13 protein-coding genes are annotated in these 17,725 nt (G+C 59.9%); 5 read left to right on the top strand and 8 right to left on the bottom strand.

Translation table 11 applies throughout. The features are described from left to right. Position 1 precedes the first annotated feature (1 nt). From nuoK to nuoN, 4 genes are read left to right on the top strand one after another with little or no spacing between them, the layout of a single operon-like run. Positions 2 to 310, top strand: a complete 309-nt coding sequence (nuoK, locus tag CGA21_RS21280; protein WP_007946416.1) for an NADH-quinone oxidoreductase subunit NuoK — start codon at positions 2 to 4, stop codon at positions 308 to 310. After that, positions 307 to 2,160 (top strand): NADH-quinone oxidoreductase subunit L, encoded by a 1,854-nt coding sequence (gene nuoL, locus CGA21_RS21275; protein ID WP_110754335.1) that lies wholly within the window; start codon positions 307 to 309, stop codon positions 2,158 to 2,160. Before nuoK ends, nuoL begins: the two co-directional genes overlap by 4 nt. Positions 2,161 to 2,199: 39 nt before the next feature. Next, entirely contained in the window at positions 2,200 to 3,732 is a 1,533-nt protein-coding gene (gene nuoM, locus CGA21_RS21270) for an NADH-quinone oxidoreductase subunit M (protein WP_110754337.1), read from the top strand. Between the two features lie 7 nt (positions 3,733 to 3,739). Then, positions 3,740 to 5,203 (top strand): NADH-quinone oxidoreductase subunit NuoN, encoded by a 1,464-nt coding sequence (nuoN, locus tag CGA21_RS21265; RefSeq protein WP_020799549.1) that lies wholly within the window; start codon positions 3,740 to 3,742, stop codon positions 5,201 to 5,203. 941 nt (positions 5,204 to 6,144) lie between these two features. Here nuoN and CGA21_RS21260 read toward each other — a convergent pair. Genes CGA21_RS21260 through CGA21_RS21235 form a run of 6 tightly spaced genes read right to left on the bottom strand, consistent with a single transcriptional unit; the run spans position 6,145 to position 12,098 of the window. Then, on the bottom strand, positions 6,145 to 7,887 hold the full coding sequence (locus tag CGA21_RS21260) for an ABC transporter substrate-binding protein (RefSeq protein WP_110754339.1): 1,743 nt from the start codon (positions 7,885 to 7,887) through the stop codon (positions 6,145 to 6,147). Positions 7,888 to 7,934: 47 nt separating this feature from the next. Next, on the bottom strand, positions 7,935 to 8,207 hold the full coding sequence (locus CGA21_RS21255; RefSeq protein WP_020801178.1) for a DUF2160 domain-containing protein: 273 nt from the start codon (positions 8,205 to 8,207) through the stop codon (positions 7,935 to 7,937). Between the two features lie 10 nt (positions 8,208 to 8,217). Next, positions 8,218 to 9,018, bottom strand: a complete 801-nt coding sequence (locus CGA21_RS21250; protein WP_008061967.1) for a carbohydrate ABC transporter permease — start codon at positions 9,016 to 9,018, stop codon at positions 8,218 to 8,220. 7 nt (positions 9,019 to 9,025) lie between these two features. Further along, positions 9,026 to 9,892: a carbohydrate ABC transporter permease gene (locus CGA21_RS21245; protein ID WP_020801179.1), complete on the bottom strand. Its 867-nt coding sequence runs from the start codon at positions 9,890 to 9,892 to the stop codon at positions 9,026 to 9,028. Next, on the bottom strand, positions 9,889 to 11,004 hold the full coding sequence (locus tag CGA21_RS21240; RefSeq protein ID WP_110754341.1) for an ABC transporter ATP-binding protein: 1,116 nt from the start codon (positions 11,002 to 11,004) through the stop codon (positions 9,889 to 9,891). The genes CGA21_RS21245 and CGA21_RS21240 overlap by 4 nt, the downstream gene beginning before the upstream one ends. After that, positions 11,004 to 12,098 (bottom strand): ABC transporter ATP-binding protein, encoded by a 1,095-nt coding sequence (locus tag CGA21_RS21235; protein WP_020801181.1) that lies wholly within the window; start codon positions 12,096 to 12,098, stop codon positions 11,004 to 11,006. The genes CGA21_RS21240 and CGA21_RS21235 overlap by 1 nt, the downstream gene beginning before the upstream one ends. 361 nt (positions 12,099 to 12,459) lie before the next feature. Between CGA21_RS21235 and CGA21_RS21230 the strand changes: the two genes are divergently transcribed. Then, positions 12,460 to 14,292 (top strand): sigma-54-dependent Fis family transcriptional regulator, encoded by a 1,833-nt coding sequence (locus CGA21_RS21230; protein WP_188264984.1) that lies wholly within the window; start codon positions 12,460 to 12,462, stop codon positions 14,290 to 14,292. Between the two features lie 218 nt (positions 14,293 to 14,510). Here CGA21_RS21230 and cysS read toward each other — a convergent pair whose 3' ends face one another. Continuing rightward, positions 14,511 to 15,893: a cysteine--tRNA ligase gene (gene cysS, locus CGA21_RS21225; protein WP_110754345.1), complete on the bottom strand. Its 1,383-nt coding sequence runs from the start codon at positions 15,891 to 15,893 to the stop codon at positions 14,511 to 14,513. A gap of 17 nt (positions 15,894 to 15,910) precedes the next feature. Continuing rightward, complete coding sequence (locus tag CGA21_RS21220) at positions 15,911 to 17,608, bottom strand: glutamine--tRNA ligase/YqeY domain fusion protein (protein ID WP_188264983.1); 1,698 nt, start codon at positions 17,606 to 17,608, stop codon at positions 15,911 to 15,913. Between the last annotated feature and the right edge of the window lie 117 nt (positions 17,609 to 17,725).

Raw genomic sequence — 17,725 nt, 5'->3', positions numbered from 1 at the left:
GATGCCTGCTATCCCCATGGAGCATGGTCTGGCGGTCGCCGGCATCCTGTTCTGCCTCGGTCTGGTCGGCCTGATGGTCCGCCGCAACATTCTCTTCGTGCTGATGAGCCTGGAGGTCATGATGAATGCCTCCGCCTTGGCTTTCATCGTGGCCGGTAGCCGTTGGGCGCAGCCGGATGGACAGATCATGTTCATCCTGGTGATCAGCCTGGCAGCCGCCGAGGCCAGTATCGGCCTGGCGATCCTGTTGCAGCTGTACCGCCGCTTCCACACTCTCGATATCGACGCTGCCAGCGAGATGCGCGGATGAATCTTCTCTATCTGACTTTCGTATTCCCTCTCATTGGTTTCCTGCTGCTGTCGTTCTCCCGTGGACGCCTCTCGGAAAACCTCTCGGCGCTGATCGGCGTCGGTTCCGTCGGCTTGTCTGCCATCGTCGCGGCTTATGTGATCTGGCAGTTCAACGTCGCGCCTCCTGAAGGCGGCCACTACACCCTGGTGCTGTGGCAGTGGATGGCGGTGGAAGGCTTCACGCCGAACTTCGCGCTGTACCTGGATGGTCTGTCCCTGACCATGCTCGGTGTGGTGGTTGGCGTGGGTTTCCTGATCCACCTGTTCGCGTCCTGGTACATGCGCGGTGAAGCCGGTTACTCGCGCTTCTTCGCCTACACCAACCTGTTTATCGCCAGCATGCTGTTCCTGGTGCTGGGCGATAACCTGTTGTTCCTGTACTTCGGCTGGGAAGGCGTGGGCCTGTGCTCGTACCTGTTGATCGGTTTCTACTACAGCAACCGCAACAACGGCAACGCCGCGCTCAAGGCCTTCATCGTGACCCGTATCGGCGACGTGTTCATGGCCATCGGCCTGTTCATCCTGTTCGCCCAACTGGGCACGCTGAACGTCCAGGAACTGCTGGTGCTGGCACCGCAGAAATTCCAGGCCGGCGACTTCTGGATGGTCATGGCCACCCTGATGCTGCTGGGCGGCGCTGTCGGTAAATCCGCGCAACTGCCGCTGCAAACCTGGCTGGCGGATGCGATGGCCGGTCCTACCCCGGTTTCGGCACTGATCCACGCCGCAACCATGGTGACCGCGGGCGTCTACCTGATCGCCCGTACCCACGGCCTGTTCACCCTGGCGCCGGAGATCCTGCACCTGGTCGGCATCGTCGGCGGTGTGACCCTGGTGCTGGCAGGTTTTGCCGCCCTGGTTCAAACCGACATCAAGCGTATCCTCGCCTACTCGACCATGAGCCAGATCGGCTACATGTTCCTGGCCCTGGGCGTTGGCGCCTGGGACGGCGCGATCTTCCACCTGATGACCCACGCCTTCTTCAAGGCGCTGTTGTTCCTTGCCTCCGGTGCGGTGATCGTTGCCTGCCACCACGAGCAGGACATCTTCAAGATGGGCGGCCTGTGGAAGAAACTGCCCCTGGCCTACGCCAGCTTCATCGTTGGCGGTGCGGCCCTGGCGGCCCTGCCACTGGTGACCGCAGGTTTCTACTCCAAGGACGAAATCCTCTGGGAAGCGTTCGCCAGCGGCAACCACGGTCTGCTCTACGCAGGTCTGGTCGGCGCGTTCATGACCTCGCTGTACACCTTCCGCCTGATCTTCATCGCGTTCCACGGTGAAGCGAAGACCGAAGCCCACGCCGGTCACGGCATTGCCCACTGGCTGCCGCTGTCGGTGCTGATCGTATTGTCCACCGCCATTGGCGCGATGATCGTTCCACCACTGCACGGCGTACTGCCGCAAAGCGTTGGCCATGCCGGCGGCGAAGCCAAGCACAGCCTGGAAATCGCCTCGGGCGCCATCGCCCTGTCCGGTATCCTGCTGGCTGCGCTGCTGTTCCTCGGCAAGCGTCGCTTCGTCACCGCCATCGCCAACAGCGGCATCGGCCGTTTCCTCTCGGCCTGGTGGTTCGCTGCCTGGGGCTTCGACTGGATCTACGACAAACTGTTCGTCAAGCCATACCTGGCGATCAGCCACATCCTGCGCAAAGACCCACTGGACCAGACCATCGGCCTGATCCCGCGCATGGCCAAAGGCGGTCACACCGCCCTGAGCCGTACCGAGACGGGTCAACTGCGTTGGTATGCCGCCTCGATGGCTGCTGGTGCCGTGCTGGTAATCGGCGCCGTCGTGCTGGTAGCGGTCTGATATGAACCTTGCGAACTTGCGAAAGGAATTGAGCCCGTCATGATTCTGCCTTGGCTAATCCTGATCCCCTTCATCGGCGGCCTGCTGTGCTGGCTGGGTGAGCGCTTCGGCGCCACCCTCCCCCGCTGGATTGCGCTGATCACCATGTCCCTGTTGCTCGCCCTCGGCCTCTGGCTGTGGGCTAACGGCGACTATTCGTTTGCCCCGGCGCCTGGCGCCGATCCGACCTGGGCGCTTGAGTTCAAGCACGTCTGGATCCAGCGCTTCGGCATCAACGTGCACCTGGCCCTCGACGGCCTGTCGCTGTTGATGATCATGCTGACCGGCCTGCTGGGTGTCCTCTCGGTACTCTGCTCGTGGAAAGAGATCCAGCGTCACGTGGGCTTCTTCCACTTGAACCTGATGTGGATCCTGGGCGGTGTCGTCGGCGTGTTCCTGGCCCTCGACCTGTTCATGTTCTTCTTCTTCTGGGAAATGATGCTGGTGCCGATGTACTTCCTCATCGCGCTCTGGGGTCACAGTTCTTCGGACGGCAAGAAAACCCGGATCTACGCGGCGACCAAGTTCTTCATCTTCACTCAGGCTTCCGGCCTGATCATGCTGGTGGCGATCCTGGGCCTGGTACTGGTCAACTTCAACGACACCGGCGTGATTACGTTCAACTACGCCGACCTGTTGAAAACCAAGATGTCGACCACCACCGAGTACATCCTGATGCTCGGCTTCTTCATCGCCTTCGCGGTGAAGCTGCCAGTCGTACCGTTCCACTCCTGGTTGCCTGACGCTCACGCCCAGGCGCCGACCGCAGGTTCCGTGGACCTGGCCGGTATCTTGCTGAAGACCGCTGCCTACGGCCTGCTGCGTTTCGCCCTGCCGCTGTTCCCGAATGCGTCGGCCGAGTTCGCGCCGTTCGCCATGACCCTGGGTCTGATCGGGATCTTCTACGGCGCGTTCCTGGCGTTCGCGCAAACCGACATCAAGCGTCTGATTGCCTTCTCGTCCGTTTCCCACATGGGCTTCGTACTGATCGGCATCTATTCCGGCAGCCAACTGGCGCTGCAGGGCGCGGTGATGCAGATGCTGGCGCACGGCCTGTCGGCGGCGGCACTCTTTATCCTCAGCGGCCAGCTGTACGAGCGTACCCACACTCGCGACATGCGCGAGATGGGCGGCCTGTGGTCGAAGATCGCCTACCTGCCGGCCCTCAGCCTGTTCTTTGCAGCGGCGTCCCTGGGCCTGCCGGGTACCGGTAACTTCGTCGGTGAGTTCCTGATCCTGATCGGCACCTTCCCGATCGCGCCATGGGTCACCATCATCGCGACGTCCGGCCTGGTGTTCGGTTCGGTCTACTCGCTGATCATGATCCACCGTGCGTACTTCGGCCCGGCCAAGTCGGATGCGGTGCTGCATGGCATGGACGGTCGCGAAATGATCATGGTGGTCGGCCTGGCAGCGCTGCTGGTCTACATCGGCGTCTACCCGCAACCGTTCCTCGATACCTCTGCCGCTACGATGCATGGCGTGCAGCAATGGCTCGGCACCGCCTTCACTCAACTCGCTTCGGCCCGGTAAGAGCGCTATGGAATTCACGACTCAACACTTTATCGCGCTAGCGCCGTTGTTGATCACCAGCGCCACGATCATCGTGGTGATGCTGGCGATTGCCTGGCGCCGCAACCACTCCCAGACCTTCCTGCTGTCGGTGGCGGGTCTGAACCTGGCTTTGCTGTCGATCCTGCCAGCCCTGAAAGTCGCGCCCCTGGCCGTGACGCCATTGCTGCAGATCGACACTTTTGCCTGCCTGTACATGGCGCTGATCCTGGTCGCCACCCTCGCTTGCGTGACCCTTGCCCACGCCTACCTCGGCGATGGCGGTTCGGGTTACCCGGGCAACCGTGAAGAACTGTACCTGCTGATCCTGATGGCCGCCGCCGGCGGCCTGGTCCTGGTCAGCGCACAGCACCTGGCAGGCTTGTTCATTGGCCTGGAACTGCTCTCGGTACCGGTCTACGGCCTGGTGGCCTATGCCTTCTTCAACAAGCGCTCGCTGGAAGCCGGTATCAAGTACATGGTGCTGTCGGCTGCCGGTTCCGCGTTCCTGTTGTTCGGCATGGCGCTGCTGTATGCCGACTCCGGCTCCCTGAGCTTCGTCGGTATCGGCCAGGCCCTGGCGGCCACCGGCCTGCCAAGCTCGCTGGCACAACTGGGCCTGGGCATGATGCTGATCGGCCTGGCGTTCAAACTGTCGCTGGTACCGTTCCACCTATGGACCCCGGACGTCTACGAAGGTGCGCCCGCGCCGGTTGCAGCGTTCCTGGCAACGGCCTCCAAAGTCGCGGTGTTCGCGGTGATGGTGCGTCTGTTCCAGATCTCGCCAGCGGCGAGCAGCGGTGTACTGAGCGACGTGCTGACCATCATCGCCATCGCGTCGATCCTGTTCGGTAACCTGTTGGCGCTGACCCAGAGCAACCTCAAGCGTCTGCTGGGTTACTCGTCCATTGCTCACTTCGGTTACCTGCTGATCGCCCTGGTGGCGAGCAAGGGCCTGGCCGTGGAAGCCATCGGCGTATACCTGGTCACCTACGTGATCACCAGCCTTGGCGCCTTCGGCGTGATCACCCTGATGTCCTCGCCGTACAACGGCCGTGACGCCGATGCCCTGTACGAATACCGCGGCCTGTTCTGGCGCCGTCCGTACCTGACCGCCGTACTGACCGTGATGATGCTGTCCCTGGCCGGTATCCCGCTGACCGCGGGCTTCATCGGCAAGTTCTACATCATCGCCACCGGTGTCCAGTCGCAACAATGGTGGCTGGTCGGCTCCCTGGTACTGGGCAGCGCCATCGGCGTGTTCTACTACCTGCGCGTCATGGTCACCCTGTACCTGATCGAACCGAACCTGCGTCGCCACGATGCGCAACTGCACTGGGAACAACGTGCAGGCGGCGTGATGCTGCTGGCCATCGCGGTACTGGCGTTCTTCCTCGGCCTGTATCCACAGCCGCTGTTGAACCTGGTACAGCAATCGGGTCTGGCGGGTTGATCGCTTAAGCGACACTCGGTAGTAAACGGAAACGGCACCTTCGGGTGCCGTTTTTGTTATTGAGTCAACCTCAAAAGATCGCAGCCTTCGGCAGCTCCTACATTGGAACGAGGCACACCCTCTAGGAGCTGCCGAAGGCTGCGATCTTTTAACCTTCATACATTTGACCGTCCATTAGATATCGATTGCCAGAGACGGCCTCTTCGCGGGCAAGCCCGCTCCCACAGTTGATCTGCTGTGACCACAAAACTTGAGTCCGACGCCGATCTAATGTGGGAGCGGGCTTGCTCGCGAAGAGGCCTTATCAGACACAAATGGAAACGGCACCTTCGGGTGCCGTTTTTGTTATTGAGTCAACCTCAAAAGATCGCAGCCTTCGGCAGCTCCTACATTGGAACGAGGTACACCCTGTAGGAGCTGCCGAAGGCTGCGATCTTTTAACCTTCATACATTTGACCGTCCATTAGATATCGATTGCCAGAGACGGCCTCTTCGCGGGCAAGCCCGCTCCCACAGTTGATCTGCTGTGACCACAAAACTTGAGTCCGACGCCGATCTAATGTGGGAGCGGGCTTGCTCGCGAAGAGGCCTTATCAGACACAAATGGAAACGGCACCTTCGGGTGCCGTTTTTGTTATTGAGTCAACCTCAAAAGATCGCAGCCTTCGGCAGCTCCTACATTGGAACGAGGTACACCCTGTAGGAGCTGCCGAAGGCTGCGATCTTTTAACCTTCATACATTTGACCGTCCATTAGATATCGATTGCCAGAGACGGCCTCTTCGCGGGCAAGCCCGCTCCCACAGTTGATCTGCTGTGACCACAAAACTTGAGTCCGACGCCGATCTAATGTGGGAGCGGGCTTGCTCGCGAAGAGGCCTTATCAGACACAAATGAAAACGGCACCTTCCGGTGCCGTTCGCATGTCACAACTTCAGCACTTTACTTACGCGCCGCCTCCCACGACTTGAGCAGCTCAGCATAACTCACGGTTTCACCCTGCGGCTTCTCGTTCGCCAGTTTTGGCTTCGGCGCGCCCGGTTGATCGAACCAGTACTGCGCGTCGCGCTCGGGGTTCATTTTCGGGGCGCAGGTGGCTTGTGCCTTCGAGCGTTCCAGCCGGGACATGATTGCGTCCTGGTCCTTGGCCAGGCCGTCGAGTGCCTGTTGTGGGGTTTTCTCGCCGCTGGCGGCTTCGGCGATGTGGCTCCACCACAGTTGCGCCAGGCGTGGATAGTCCGGCACGTTGGTCCCGGTTGGGGTCCATTGCACGCGGGCCGGGCTGCGGTAGAACTCCACCAGGCCGCCGAGTTTCGGTGCCAGGTCGGTCATGGCCTGCGAGTTGATGTCCGATTCGCGGATCGGGGTCAGGCCGACGATGGTTTTCTTCAGCGACACGGTTTTGGAGGTCACGAACTGCGCGTACAGCCAGGCTGCCAGTTTCTGCTTCTCAGGCGTGGACTTCATGAACGTCCAGGAACCCACGTCCTGATACCCCAGCTTCATGCCCTCCTCCCAGTACGGTCCGCGTGGCGACGGTGCCATGCGCCATTTCGGCGTGCCATCGGCGTTCATCACTGCCAGGCCCGGCTTGGTCATGTCGGCGGTGAAGGCGGTGTACCAGAAGATCTGCTGGGCGATGTTGCCCTGGGAAGGCACCGGCCCGGACTCGGAGAAGGTCATGCCCGCCGCTTCCGGTGGTGCGTATTTCTTCATCCAGTCCACGTATTTGGTGGTGGCGAACACTGCCGCCGGGCCGTTGGTGTCGCCACCGCGTGTCACGCTGGAGCCGACCGGATGGCAATCCTCGACCCGGATACCCCATTCATCCACCGGTAGGCCGTTGGGAATGCCCTTGTCGCCACCACCGGCCATGGAGAACCAGGCGTCAGTGAAGCGCCAGCCCAGGGACGGGTCTTTCTTGCCGTAGTCCATGTGCCCGTAGACACGCTTGCCGTCGATTTCCTTGACGTCTTCGCTGAAGAACTTGGCGATGTCTTCATAGGCCGACCAGTTCACCGGTACACCCAGCTCGTAGCCGTACTTTTCCTTGAACTTGGCCTTGAGGTCCGCACGTTCGAACCAGTCGGCGCGGAACCAGTAAAGGTTGGCGAACTGCTGGTCAGGCAATTGATAGATCTTGCCGTCCGGCGCGGTGGTGAAGGAGATGCCGATGAAGTCCTTGATGTCCAGGGTCGGCGAGGTGAAGTTCTTGCCCTCGTTGGCCATCAGGTCGGTGATCGATTCGGTCTTGCCGTATCGAAAGTGCGTACCGATCAGGTCCGAGTCGTTCACCCAGCCGTCATAGATGTTCTTGTCCGACTGCATCTGCGTCTGCAGCTTTTCCACCACATCGCCTTCCTGCAGCAGGTCGTGGGTCAGCTTGATCCCGGTGATTTCGCTAAAGGCCTTGGCCAGCACCTTGGACTCGTATTCGTGGGTGGCGATGGTTTCCGACACCACCTTGATGCTCATGCCGCGAAACGGCTCCGCTGCCTTGATGAACCACTTGAGCTCCTCGAGTTGCTGATCGGCCGTCAGGGTCGACGGCTTGAACTCACTGCCGATCCATTTCTTCGCGGCGTCTTCGTAGGCATCGGCCCAGGCAGATGCGCTCAAACCGCTGAGTGCCAGCATGGCTGCCAATGAAATGCTATGTCGCAGCTTATTGTTTTTGTCGAACATAGAGACCTCCTTATTGAGTTTCGGAGCAACATTGCCGAGCGATTCGACTAGCCCCAACGCATCACCACCAACAGCCACACCAGGGACAACGCGAAGGCGACCCAGATGCTCCAGTCGGTCACGCCGATTACCAGCAAATGCAGGTAGGCGCTGCCGAGAAGACCGATGAACAACCGATCGCCACGGGTGGTGGCAATCGGCAAAAAACCTCGTCGCAATATGCTCGGCGAACGCAATTCCCAAGTCGTCATGCCTACGAGGATCAAGGCAATGACGCTGAAGAACGCCGCCGTGGGGACAGTCCAACTCATCCATTCCATCATCAGTTCCTCATACCCGGCCCAGGGCAAAGCCCTTGGCCACGTGGTTGCGAACAAACCAGATCACCAGCATGCCCGGCAGGATGGTCAACACCCCCGCCGCCGCCAGCACGCCCCAGTCGATGCCGGATGCCGAGACCGTGCGGGTCATCACCGCCGCGATGGGCTTGGCGTTTACCGAGGTCAGGGTTCGCGCCAGCAACAGTTCGACCCAGGAAAACATGAAGCAGAAAAACGCCGTGACGCCGATGCCGGAGCCGATCAGCGGGATGAAAATCTTCACGAAGAACTTGGGAAAACTGTAGCCGTCGATGTAGGCGGTTTCGTCGATTTCCTTGGGAACGCCCGACATGAAGCCTTCGAGAATCCACACCGCGAGTGGCACGTTGAACAGGCAGTGCGCCAGGGCTACGGCGATGTGGGTGTCGAACAGGCCGATCGATGAATACAGCTGGAAGAACGGCAACAGGAACACTGCCGGCGGTGCCATGCGATTGGTCAGCAACCAGAAGAACAGATGCTTGTCGCCCAGGAAGCGGTAGCGCGAGAACGCGTAGGCCGCCGGCAATGCCACGGTCAGGGAGATGATCGTGTTCAGGCTCACGTAGTACGCCGAGTTGATATAACCGGTGTACCAACTCGGGTCGGTGAAAATCACCTTGTAGTTGGCCAGGGTGAAATCCTGTGGGAAAAGCGTCAGGCCGCCGAGGATTTCGCTGTTGCTCTTGAAGGACATGTTCAGCAGCCAGTAGATCGGCACCAGCAGGAACAGGATGTAGATCAGCAGTGGTACAAGCTTTCTCATGCTCATGATGGCCTCAGCGGTTGGCGTCAGAGTGAGTCATGGCGGTATAGAACAGCCAGGACACCAACAGGATGATCAGGAAGTACACCAGCGAGAACGCCGCGGCCGGCCCCAGGTCGAACTGTCCGATGGCCATCTGCGTCAGGGTCTGGCTGAGGAAGGTCGTGGCATTGCCTGGCCCGCCACCGGTCAGTACGAACGGTTCGGTGTAGATCATGAAACTGTCCATGAAGCGCAGCATCACGGCGATCAACAGCACACTCTTGAGCTTGGGCAACTGGATATGGCGGAACACCGCCCAGGCCGAGGCACGGTCAATCCGTGCAGCCTGGTAATACACGTCCGGAATCGCCCGCAGCCCGGAGAAACACAACAACGCCACCAATGAGGTCCAGTGCCAGACGTCCATCACCAGCACGGTGACCCAGGCATCCATGGTGTTCGCCGCATAGTTGTAGTTGATACCCATGGCCTTGAGGCTCGCCCCCAGCAGGCCGATGTCGGCCCGGCCGAAGATCTGCCAGATGGTGCCGACCACGTTCCACGGGATCAGCAAGGGTATCGCCAGGATGATCAGCACCACCGACGACCAGCGCCCCTTGGTCGGCATGGTCAGGGCAATCGCGATACCCAGCGGGATTTCGATCAGCAGCACGCACGCAGAGTAGATGAACTGGCGCAGCAGCGAGTCGTGCAGACGCGGGTCGAGCAGCACCTGTTTGTACCAGTCGGCACCGACGAAGTAGCGGCTGGATTGGTCGAAGATGTCCTGCACCGAGTAGTTGACCACGGTCATCATCGGGATCACCGCACTGAACGCCACCAGCAGAAACACCGGTAGCACCAGCCACCAGGCCTTGTTGTTCTGCACTTTGTTCATGGCTGCACCTCACCTACCGATTGCGGCTCCAGCAGGAAATCATCGGCATAGACCATCAGCCACTGCGCCGGAAAACTGATATACGCCGTGCCTTCGGGCACCGGTTTGTCTTCGGCCAGGCGCACTTTCAGCGACACGCCGTCGAGGTTCAAGGTCATGATCTTGTACGTGCCGAGGTCTTCGACGTGTACGACTTGTGCACGCAGCGCGTCATCAAAAGGTTCGTCCCAGACATGAATGAACTCCGGGCGAATTCCAACCTTCAGGGTGTGCCATTCGGATTCGGCGATGCGTTTCTGCATGGCCTCTGACAACGGAAGATGCGTCGAAGCGAAACCGACGCCCCCCGGTTGCACCTCGACCTCGATCAAGTTCATCCCCGGGCTACCGATGAAATAGCCGACAAAGGTGTGGCTCGGCCGCTCGAACAATTCCCGCGGCGTGCCGAATTGCACGATCTGTCCGCCATACATCACCGCGATCTTGTCGGCAAAGGTCGAGGCCTCCAACTGATCGTGGGTGACGTAGACCATGGTGATGTTGAACTGCTCGTGGATCTGCTTGAGCTTGCGCCGCAGCTTCCACTTCAGGTGCGGGTCGATCACCGTCAGCGGCTCGTCGAAGAGGATGGCCGAGACGTCATCGCGTACCAGTCCACGACCCATGGAGACTTTCTGTTTTTCGTCGGCTGTGAGGTTGCTGGCTTTTTTGCCTAGCAGGCTTTGCAGGTCGAGAACCTCGGCGATTTCCCGCACCTTGGTGTGAATTTTCGCTTCGGCCATGCCCTGGTTACGCAGCGGAAAGGCCAGGTTGTCGAACACCGTCATGGTGTCGTAGACCACCGGAAACTGGAACACCTGGGCAATGTTGCGCTTCTCCGGGGTCAGGTTGTTGACGGCTTTGCCATCGAACAACACATGCCCCTGGGACGGGCTGAGCAAGCCGGAAATGATGTTGAGCAAAGTCGACTTGCCGCAGCCCGACGGGCCGAGCAAGGCATAGGCGCCGCCCTGTTCCCAGACGTGGTCCATCTGGCGAATCGCGTAGTCCTCTGGGCCGCTCGGGGTACTGGTATAGCTGTGAGCGAGGTTCTGTAAACGGATTTCGGCCATCAGGCAACCCTCGCGACGCGCCGGCCGGGCGCCTGGACCAGCCGCCCCTGCGCATCGAACACAAACAGTTTATGGGTCGGTATGTAAATGCGGATCGGCGCATCGACGTCGTATTCGTGAACGCCAGGCAAGTGCAGCACCAGCAGGAAATGCTCGTTGCGCACGTGCAGGAAGGTTTCCGAGCCGCTGATTTCCGCCACTTCAACGGTCACCGCCAGTTCCAGGTCATCGTCGTTACTCGGCACCAGCGAGATATGACTGGGGCGCACGCCGAAGCGGAACTCGCCCTCGCCCACCGGGCGCAAGTCGACGTTCAACGGGAAGTGCACGAAATTGGCGAAGCTCACTTCGTTGCCGGCAATGCGCCCCGGCATCAGGTTGATCGGCGGCTCAGAGAACAACTCGGCCGCCAGCACGGTCTGCGGCTGGTGGTAAACCTCGGACGACCGGCCGCTCTGAATCACCCGACCCTCATGGAGAATGGTGGTGGTGCCGCCCAGGGCCAGGGCTTCGTTGGGCTCGGTGGTGGCATAGATGGCGATGGTATGGCGCGCCTTGAACAGCTCACGCATTTCCTGGCGTAGTTCTTCGCGCAATTTGTAGTCGAGGTTGACCAGTGGCTCGTCGAACAGGATCAGTTCGGCATCCTTGACCAGCGCCCGGGCCATGGCCGTGCGCTGCTGCTGGCCACCGGACAGTTCCAGCGGAAAACGCTGCAGGAACTTCTCGATGCGCAGCATCTTCGCGGTTTCCAGCACCTTGCTCTGGATCAGCTCATTGGACACACCGGCCTGGCGCAACGGCGAGGCGATGTTCTCGAAGACGGTCATCGTCGGGTAATTGATGAACTGCTGATACACCATCGACACGTTGCGCAGGCGTACCGGGCGTTGGGTGACATCGACGCCGTTCATCAGGATGCGGCCGGTGTCAGGCTTGTCCAGCCCGGCCATCAGGCGCATGAGACTGGTCTTGCCGGACAGCGTGCGCCCGAGCAAGACATTGAAAGATCCGGGTTCGAAACGCAGGCACGCATCGTCGATCCAGGTCTGGCCCTCGACGGTGCGGCTGACATGCTCCAGGGTTAGTGACATGGCTCGGCCTTTTTATTTTTGGAGTCAAGCGACCTGAGCGGTATAGCGACATCTGTGCCAAAAAATATAAGTCGTTGATTTGGCTCTGAATCCTTAAAAGTGACTAGCGGGTCACGTTCATTGCTGAACACAAATGAACAATCGGGACTGAACAACTGAACAGTTCAACGATTGACAATGAACATTAGTGAACAACAATCTACACACTGTTCACGCCCCCTGTAGGAGCTGCCGCAGGCTGCGATCTTTTGATTTTGCTGTTCAAAATCAAGATCAATAGATCGCAGCCTGCGGCAGCTCCTACAGGGGATAGCATGTGCCTATAACAACAATAAAAATGCTGATTCAGAGGCTGACTTGAATGGCCGTACCTGCCCCCGCGTTATCCCACGACGCCATCATCCAGGACTCCTGGAAACGTTGTCGCGCCTTCGGCCTCAACCATCAGAGCACCCCGGCATTCGATCAACTGCCCGCCGAAGGCATCAAGAAATTGCTGGAGAGCCAGCATTCCCTGGTGCAGACCACCCATCAGGAAGTCCTGCCGTACTACGAAAACATCCTCAGCAACTCCAACTGCCTGATCATGCTCGCCGACAATCAGGGCCAGGTGCTGACGTCCTGGGGCACCCAACGGTTTATCGAACCGGGCCTGACCCGTGGCTTCAGCGCTGGTGCCAGCTGGATGGAGCGCTGCAGCGGGACCAATGCAATCGGTACCGCGCTGGCTTGCGAACAGGCTGTGCACATCGAGCACGATGAGCACTTTCTCAAGGCCAACCGCTTCATGACCGGCTCCGCCGCGCCGATTTTCGATGCCGAGCGCAAGGTCATCGCCGTGCTGGATGTGTCCAGCGACAGCTACCTGCCGCCATCCCATACCCTGGGGATGGTCAAGATGATGAGCCAGACCGTGGAAAACCGGCTGATTCTCAACCTGTTCCACGGCCAGCATTTCCAACTGACGTTTAACACCGGCCTGAACAATCTCGACAGCCAGTGGGCCGGGTTGCTGATCTTCGATGAGAGTGGCCAGGTGCTGTCCGCCAATCGTCGCGCCGACAACCTGCTGGGCGTGAGCCTGTCACGGGTCAGTGTCGAGAGTCTGTTCAAGGTTTCCTTGCTGGAACTGCTCAATCAACCCGAAGGCTTGCCCTTCGCTCTCCAAACTTGCGGGCGCAATCGATTCCAGTGCCTGTTGAAGCGGCCAAAGATGGCGCCCGTTCAAGCGCGGGTGTTCACTGAGCCCAGCGTCACGCCACCCGCCGCCATCAGCCTCAACACCCTGCATTTTGGCGACAACCGCGTGGAAAAAGCCGTGCGCCAGGCCGAGCGCTTGCTGGAAAAGGACATTCCGTTGTTGATTCATGGGGAAACCGGGGTCGGCAAGGAAGTGTTCGTCAAAGCGCTTCATCAGGCCAGCTCGCGCAATAAACAGGCGTTCATCGCCGTGAACTGTGCGGCAATCCCCGCTGAACTGGTGGAATCAGAACTGTTCGGTTATGAAAAAGGCGCCTTCACCGGCGCCAACCAGAAAGGCAGCATCGGCCTGATCCGCAAGGCCGACAAAGGCACGCTGTTCCTCGATGAAATCGGCGACATGCCACTGCCGACCCAGGCGCGATTGCTGCGTGTGCTGCAGGAGCGTTGTGTGCAACCGGTGGGCAGCAGCGAGTTGTTCCCGGTGGACATTCGCATCATTTCGGCGACCAACCGCTCGTTGCGCGAGCAGGTACAACTGGGGCGCTTTCGCGAGGATTTGTACTACCGCATCGGCGGCCTGACCCTGGAACTGCCGCCATTAAGGGAGCGCAGTGATAAAGAGGCGCTGTTCAAACGCTTGTGGGAACAGCATCGCGAGCCGAGCCAATGGGCCGGATTGAGCCGCGAAGTGCTGGAGTTGTTCAGCCGTCATCCGTGGCCGGGGAATTTAAGGCAGGTCAGTAGCGTCATGCAGGTGGCGCTGGCCATGGCCGAGGAACAACCGGTACGGCCGGAGCATTTGCCGGATGATTTTTTTGTCGATCTGGAGATGGAGCCGGTGGAGACGCCGGAGCCGTTGGCGGTGGATCTTGATGATGCCGAGGATTTGAACCGGCAGTTGCAGGCGGTGGGGGGGAATATTTCGCATCTGGCGCGACGGCTGGGGGTGAGCCGCAATACCCTTTACAAGCGATTGCGCCAGGCGGAGTGACAAAGTATCCGCATCTGCTTTGCTCGGCTTGAGACCATTCGCGAGCAAGCCCGCTCCCACATTGGATTTGTGTCGAACTCAATACTCAAATACGCCGCAAAACCAATGTGGGAGCGGGCTTGCTCGCGAAGGCGTCAGCCGTGGCACCGACGAACCTACGCCTAGCCCATAAAAAAAAACCCGCACAAGGCGGGTTTTGTTTTCAAGCACTGCAGCAATCAGTCAGCCAAACGCCAGGTCGTGCCGCCCTTACCGTCTTCCAGCACCACGCCCATAGCGGTGAGCTGGTCGCGGATGCGGTCGGATTCGGCCCAGTCCTTGCCGGCACGCGCCGCCAGGCGCGCAGCAATCAGCGCTTCGACTTCAGCTGCATCCACACGCCCTTCGGCGCCGGCTTGCAGGAAGTCATCGGCTTCAAGCTGCAACACGCCCAACACGCTGGCCAGTTCTTTCAAACGCGCAGCCAGGCCGGCCGCTGCGTTCAGATCGCTCTCGCGCAGGCGGTTGATCTCGCGCACCATCTCGAACAGCACCGCACAGGCTTCCGGCGTGCCGAAGTCGTCGTTCATCACCTGGGTGAAACGCTCGACGAAGGCTTCGCCACCGGCCGGCGCCACACTCGGCAGGCCTTTCAACGCATGGTAGAACCGCTCCAGAGCGCCCTTGGCGTCCTTGAGGTTATCTTCCGAATAGTTGATGGCGCTGCGGTAATGGCTCGACACCAGCAGGTAACGCACGACTTCCGGGTGATACTTGTCGAGCACGTCGCGGATGGTGAAGAAGTTGTTCAAGGACTTGGACATCTTCTCGCCATTGATGCGGATCATGCCGCAATGCATCCACGCGTTGGCGTAGGTCTTGCCGGTGGCCGCTTCGCTCTGGGCGATTTCGTTTTCGTGGTGCGGGAACTCCAGGTCACTGCCGCCGCCATGAATGTCGAAGGTTTCGCCCAGGCAGCAGGTGGACATCACCGAGCACTCGATGTGCCAGCCCGGACGCCCGGCGCCCCATGGCGACTCCCAGCTCGGCTCGCCCGGCTTGGCGGCTTTCCACAGCACGAAATCCAGCGGGTCCTGCTTGGACTCGTCGACCTCGATGCGTGCGCCGATGCGCAAGTCTTCGATTTTCTTGCGCGACAGCTTGCCGTAGCCCATGAACTTGCCGACGCGGTAGTACACGTCGCCATTGCCCGGGGCGTAGGCGTAACCCTTGTCGATCAAGGTCTGGATCATTGCGTGCATGCCCGGGATATGATCCGTGGCACGCGGTTCCATGTCCGGCTTCTTGATGTTCAGGCGCGCTTCATCTTCGTGCATCGCCGCGATCATGCGCTCGGTCAGCGCTTCGAACGACTCGCCGTTCTCGTTGGCCCGGTTGATGATCTTGTCGTCAATGTCGGTGATGTTGCGCACATAAGTCAGGTCATAGCCGCTAAAACGCAACCAACGGGTCACCAGGTCGAAGGCGACCATGCTGCGGCCGTGGCCGAGGTGGCAGTAGTCGTACACGGTCATGCCGCACACGTACATGCGCACCTTGTTGCCATCGAGCGGCTTGAAGACTTCTTTGCTCTTGGTGAGCGTGTTGTAGATCGAAAGCACTTTAGAGGATCCTTGAATCACTGGCCCCACGAATCACGCAGGGTCACGGTACGGTTGAACACCGGCTGACCGGGTTTCGAGTCCTTGATATCCGCGACGAAGTAACCTTCGCGCTCGAACTGGAAACGGTCTTCCGGCTGTGCGTTGCCCAGCGAAGGCTCGGCACGACAACCGGTGAGTACCTGCAGGGAGTCAGGGTTGATGTTATCCAGGAAACTGGCGCTGTCTTCGGCCTTCTCCGGGTTCGGGGAACGGAACAGGCGATCGTACAGGCGCACTTCGCACTCGACGCTGGCCGCGGCTGGCACCCAGTGCACAACGCCCTTGACCTTGCGGCCTTCAGGGTTCTTGCCCAGGGTGTCCGGATCGTACGAGCAACGCAGTTCGACGATGTTGCCATCGGCGTCCTTGATCGCTTCGTCGGCACGAATCACGTAGCTGCCGCGCAGGCGCACTTCGCCGTTCGGCTCCAGGCGCTTGTAGCCTTTTGGCGGCTCTTCCATGAAGTCTTCACGGTCGATGTAGAGCTCACGGGCGAATGGCAGGACGCGCACACCCATGTCTTCTTTAGGGTGGCATGCCAGTTCAAGGTTCTCGACCTGGCCTTCCGGGTAGTTGGTGATCACGACTTTCAGCGGACGCAGCACGCACATGGCACGCGGGGCACTGTGGTCGAGGTCGTCACGGATGCTGAATTCGAGCATGCCGAAATCGACCACGCCGTCGGAACGGTTGGTGCCGATCATTTCGCAGAAGTTGCGGATCGATTTCGGCGTGTAGCCACGGCGACGAAAGCCCGACAGCGTGGACATGCGCGGATCGTCCCAGCCGTTGACGTGCTTTTCATCAACCAGCTGCTTGAGCTTGCGCTTGCTGGTGATGGTGTAGTTCAGGTTCAGGCGGCTGAATTCGTACTGGCGCGGCTTGGCCGGCACCGGCAGGTTCTCCAGGAACCACTCGTACAGCGGACGATGGCTTTCGAACTCCAGGGTGCAGATCGAGTGGGTGATGCCTTCGATGGCGTCCGACTGACCGTGGGTGAAGTCGTAGTTGGGGTAGATGCACCACTTGTCGCCGGTCTGGTGGTGATGAGCGTGGCGAATGCGATACATGATCGGGTCGCGCAGGTTCATGTTCGGCGAGGCCATGTCGATCTTGGCCCGCAGCACACGTGCGCCGTCCGGGAATTCACCGGCCTTCATGCGGGCGAACAGGTCCAGGTTCTCTTCGACGCTGCGGTCGCGGAACGGGCTGTTCTTGCCTGGCTCGGTCAGGGTGCCACGGTATTCCTTGGCCTGTTCAGGGGTCAGGTCGTCGACATAGGCCTTGCCGGACTTGATCAGTTCGACAGCCCAGTCGTGCAACTGGTCGAAATATTGCGAGGCGTAGCGCACTTCGCCGGACCATTCGAAGCCCAGCCACTTGACGTCGCTTTCGATCGCGTCGATGTATTCCTGGTCTTCCTTGGCCGGGTTGGTGTCGTCGAAACGCAGGTGCGTGACGCCGCCGAACTCCTGGGCCAGGCCAAAGTTCACACAGATCGACTTGGCGTGCCCGATGTGCAGGTAGCCGTTGGGTTCAGGCGGGAAACGGGTGACGATTTGCGTGTGCTTGCCCGAGTCCAGGTCTGCCTGGATGATCGGCCGCAGGAAGTTGACCGGCACGGCAGGGCCGGTCTTGGCATTCGAGGTAGGGTCGACAGTGGGCTTGCTCATAGGATCCTTGAACGTACAAGTGCGTGGCCGTAATGAAGGCCGGACAAAACAAAGCCGCTATCATAGCCGATGCCGTCAAGTACCTGACAGAGCGCGCTCTGTAAACCGTCGCATTTA

The organism is Pseudomonas sp. PSB11 (genome assembly GCF_014596605.1).
Taxonomy (GTDB): domain Bacteria; phylum Pseudomonadota; class Gammaproteobacteria; order Pseudomonadales; family Pseudomonadaceae; genus Aquipseudomonas; species Aquipseudomonas umsongensis.
This window is presented reverse-complemented; position numbering and strand designations above follow the sequence as displayed.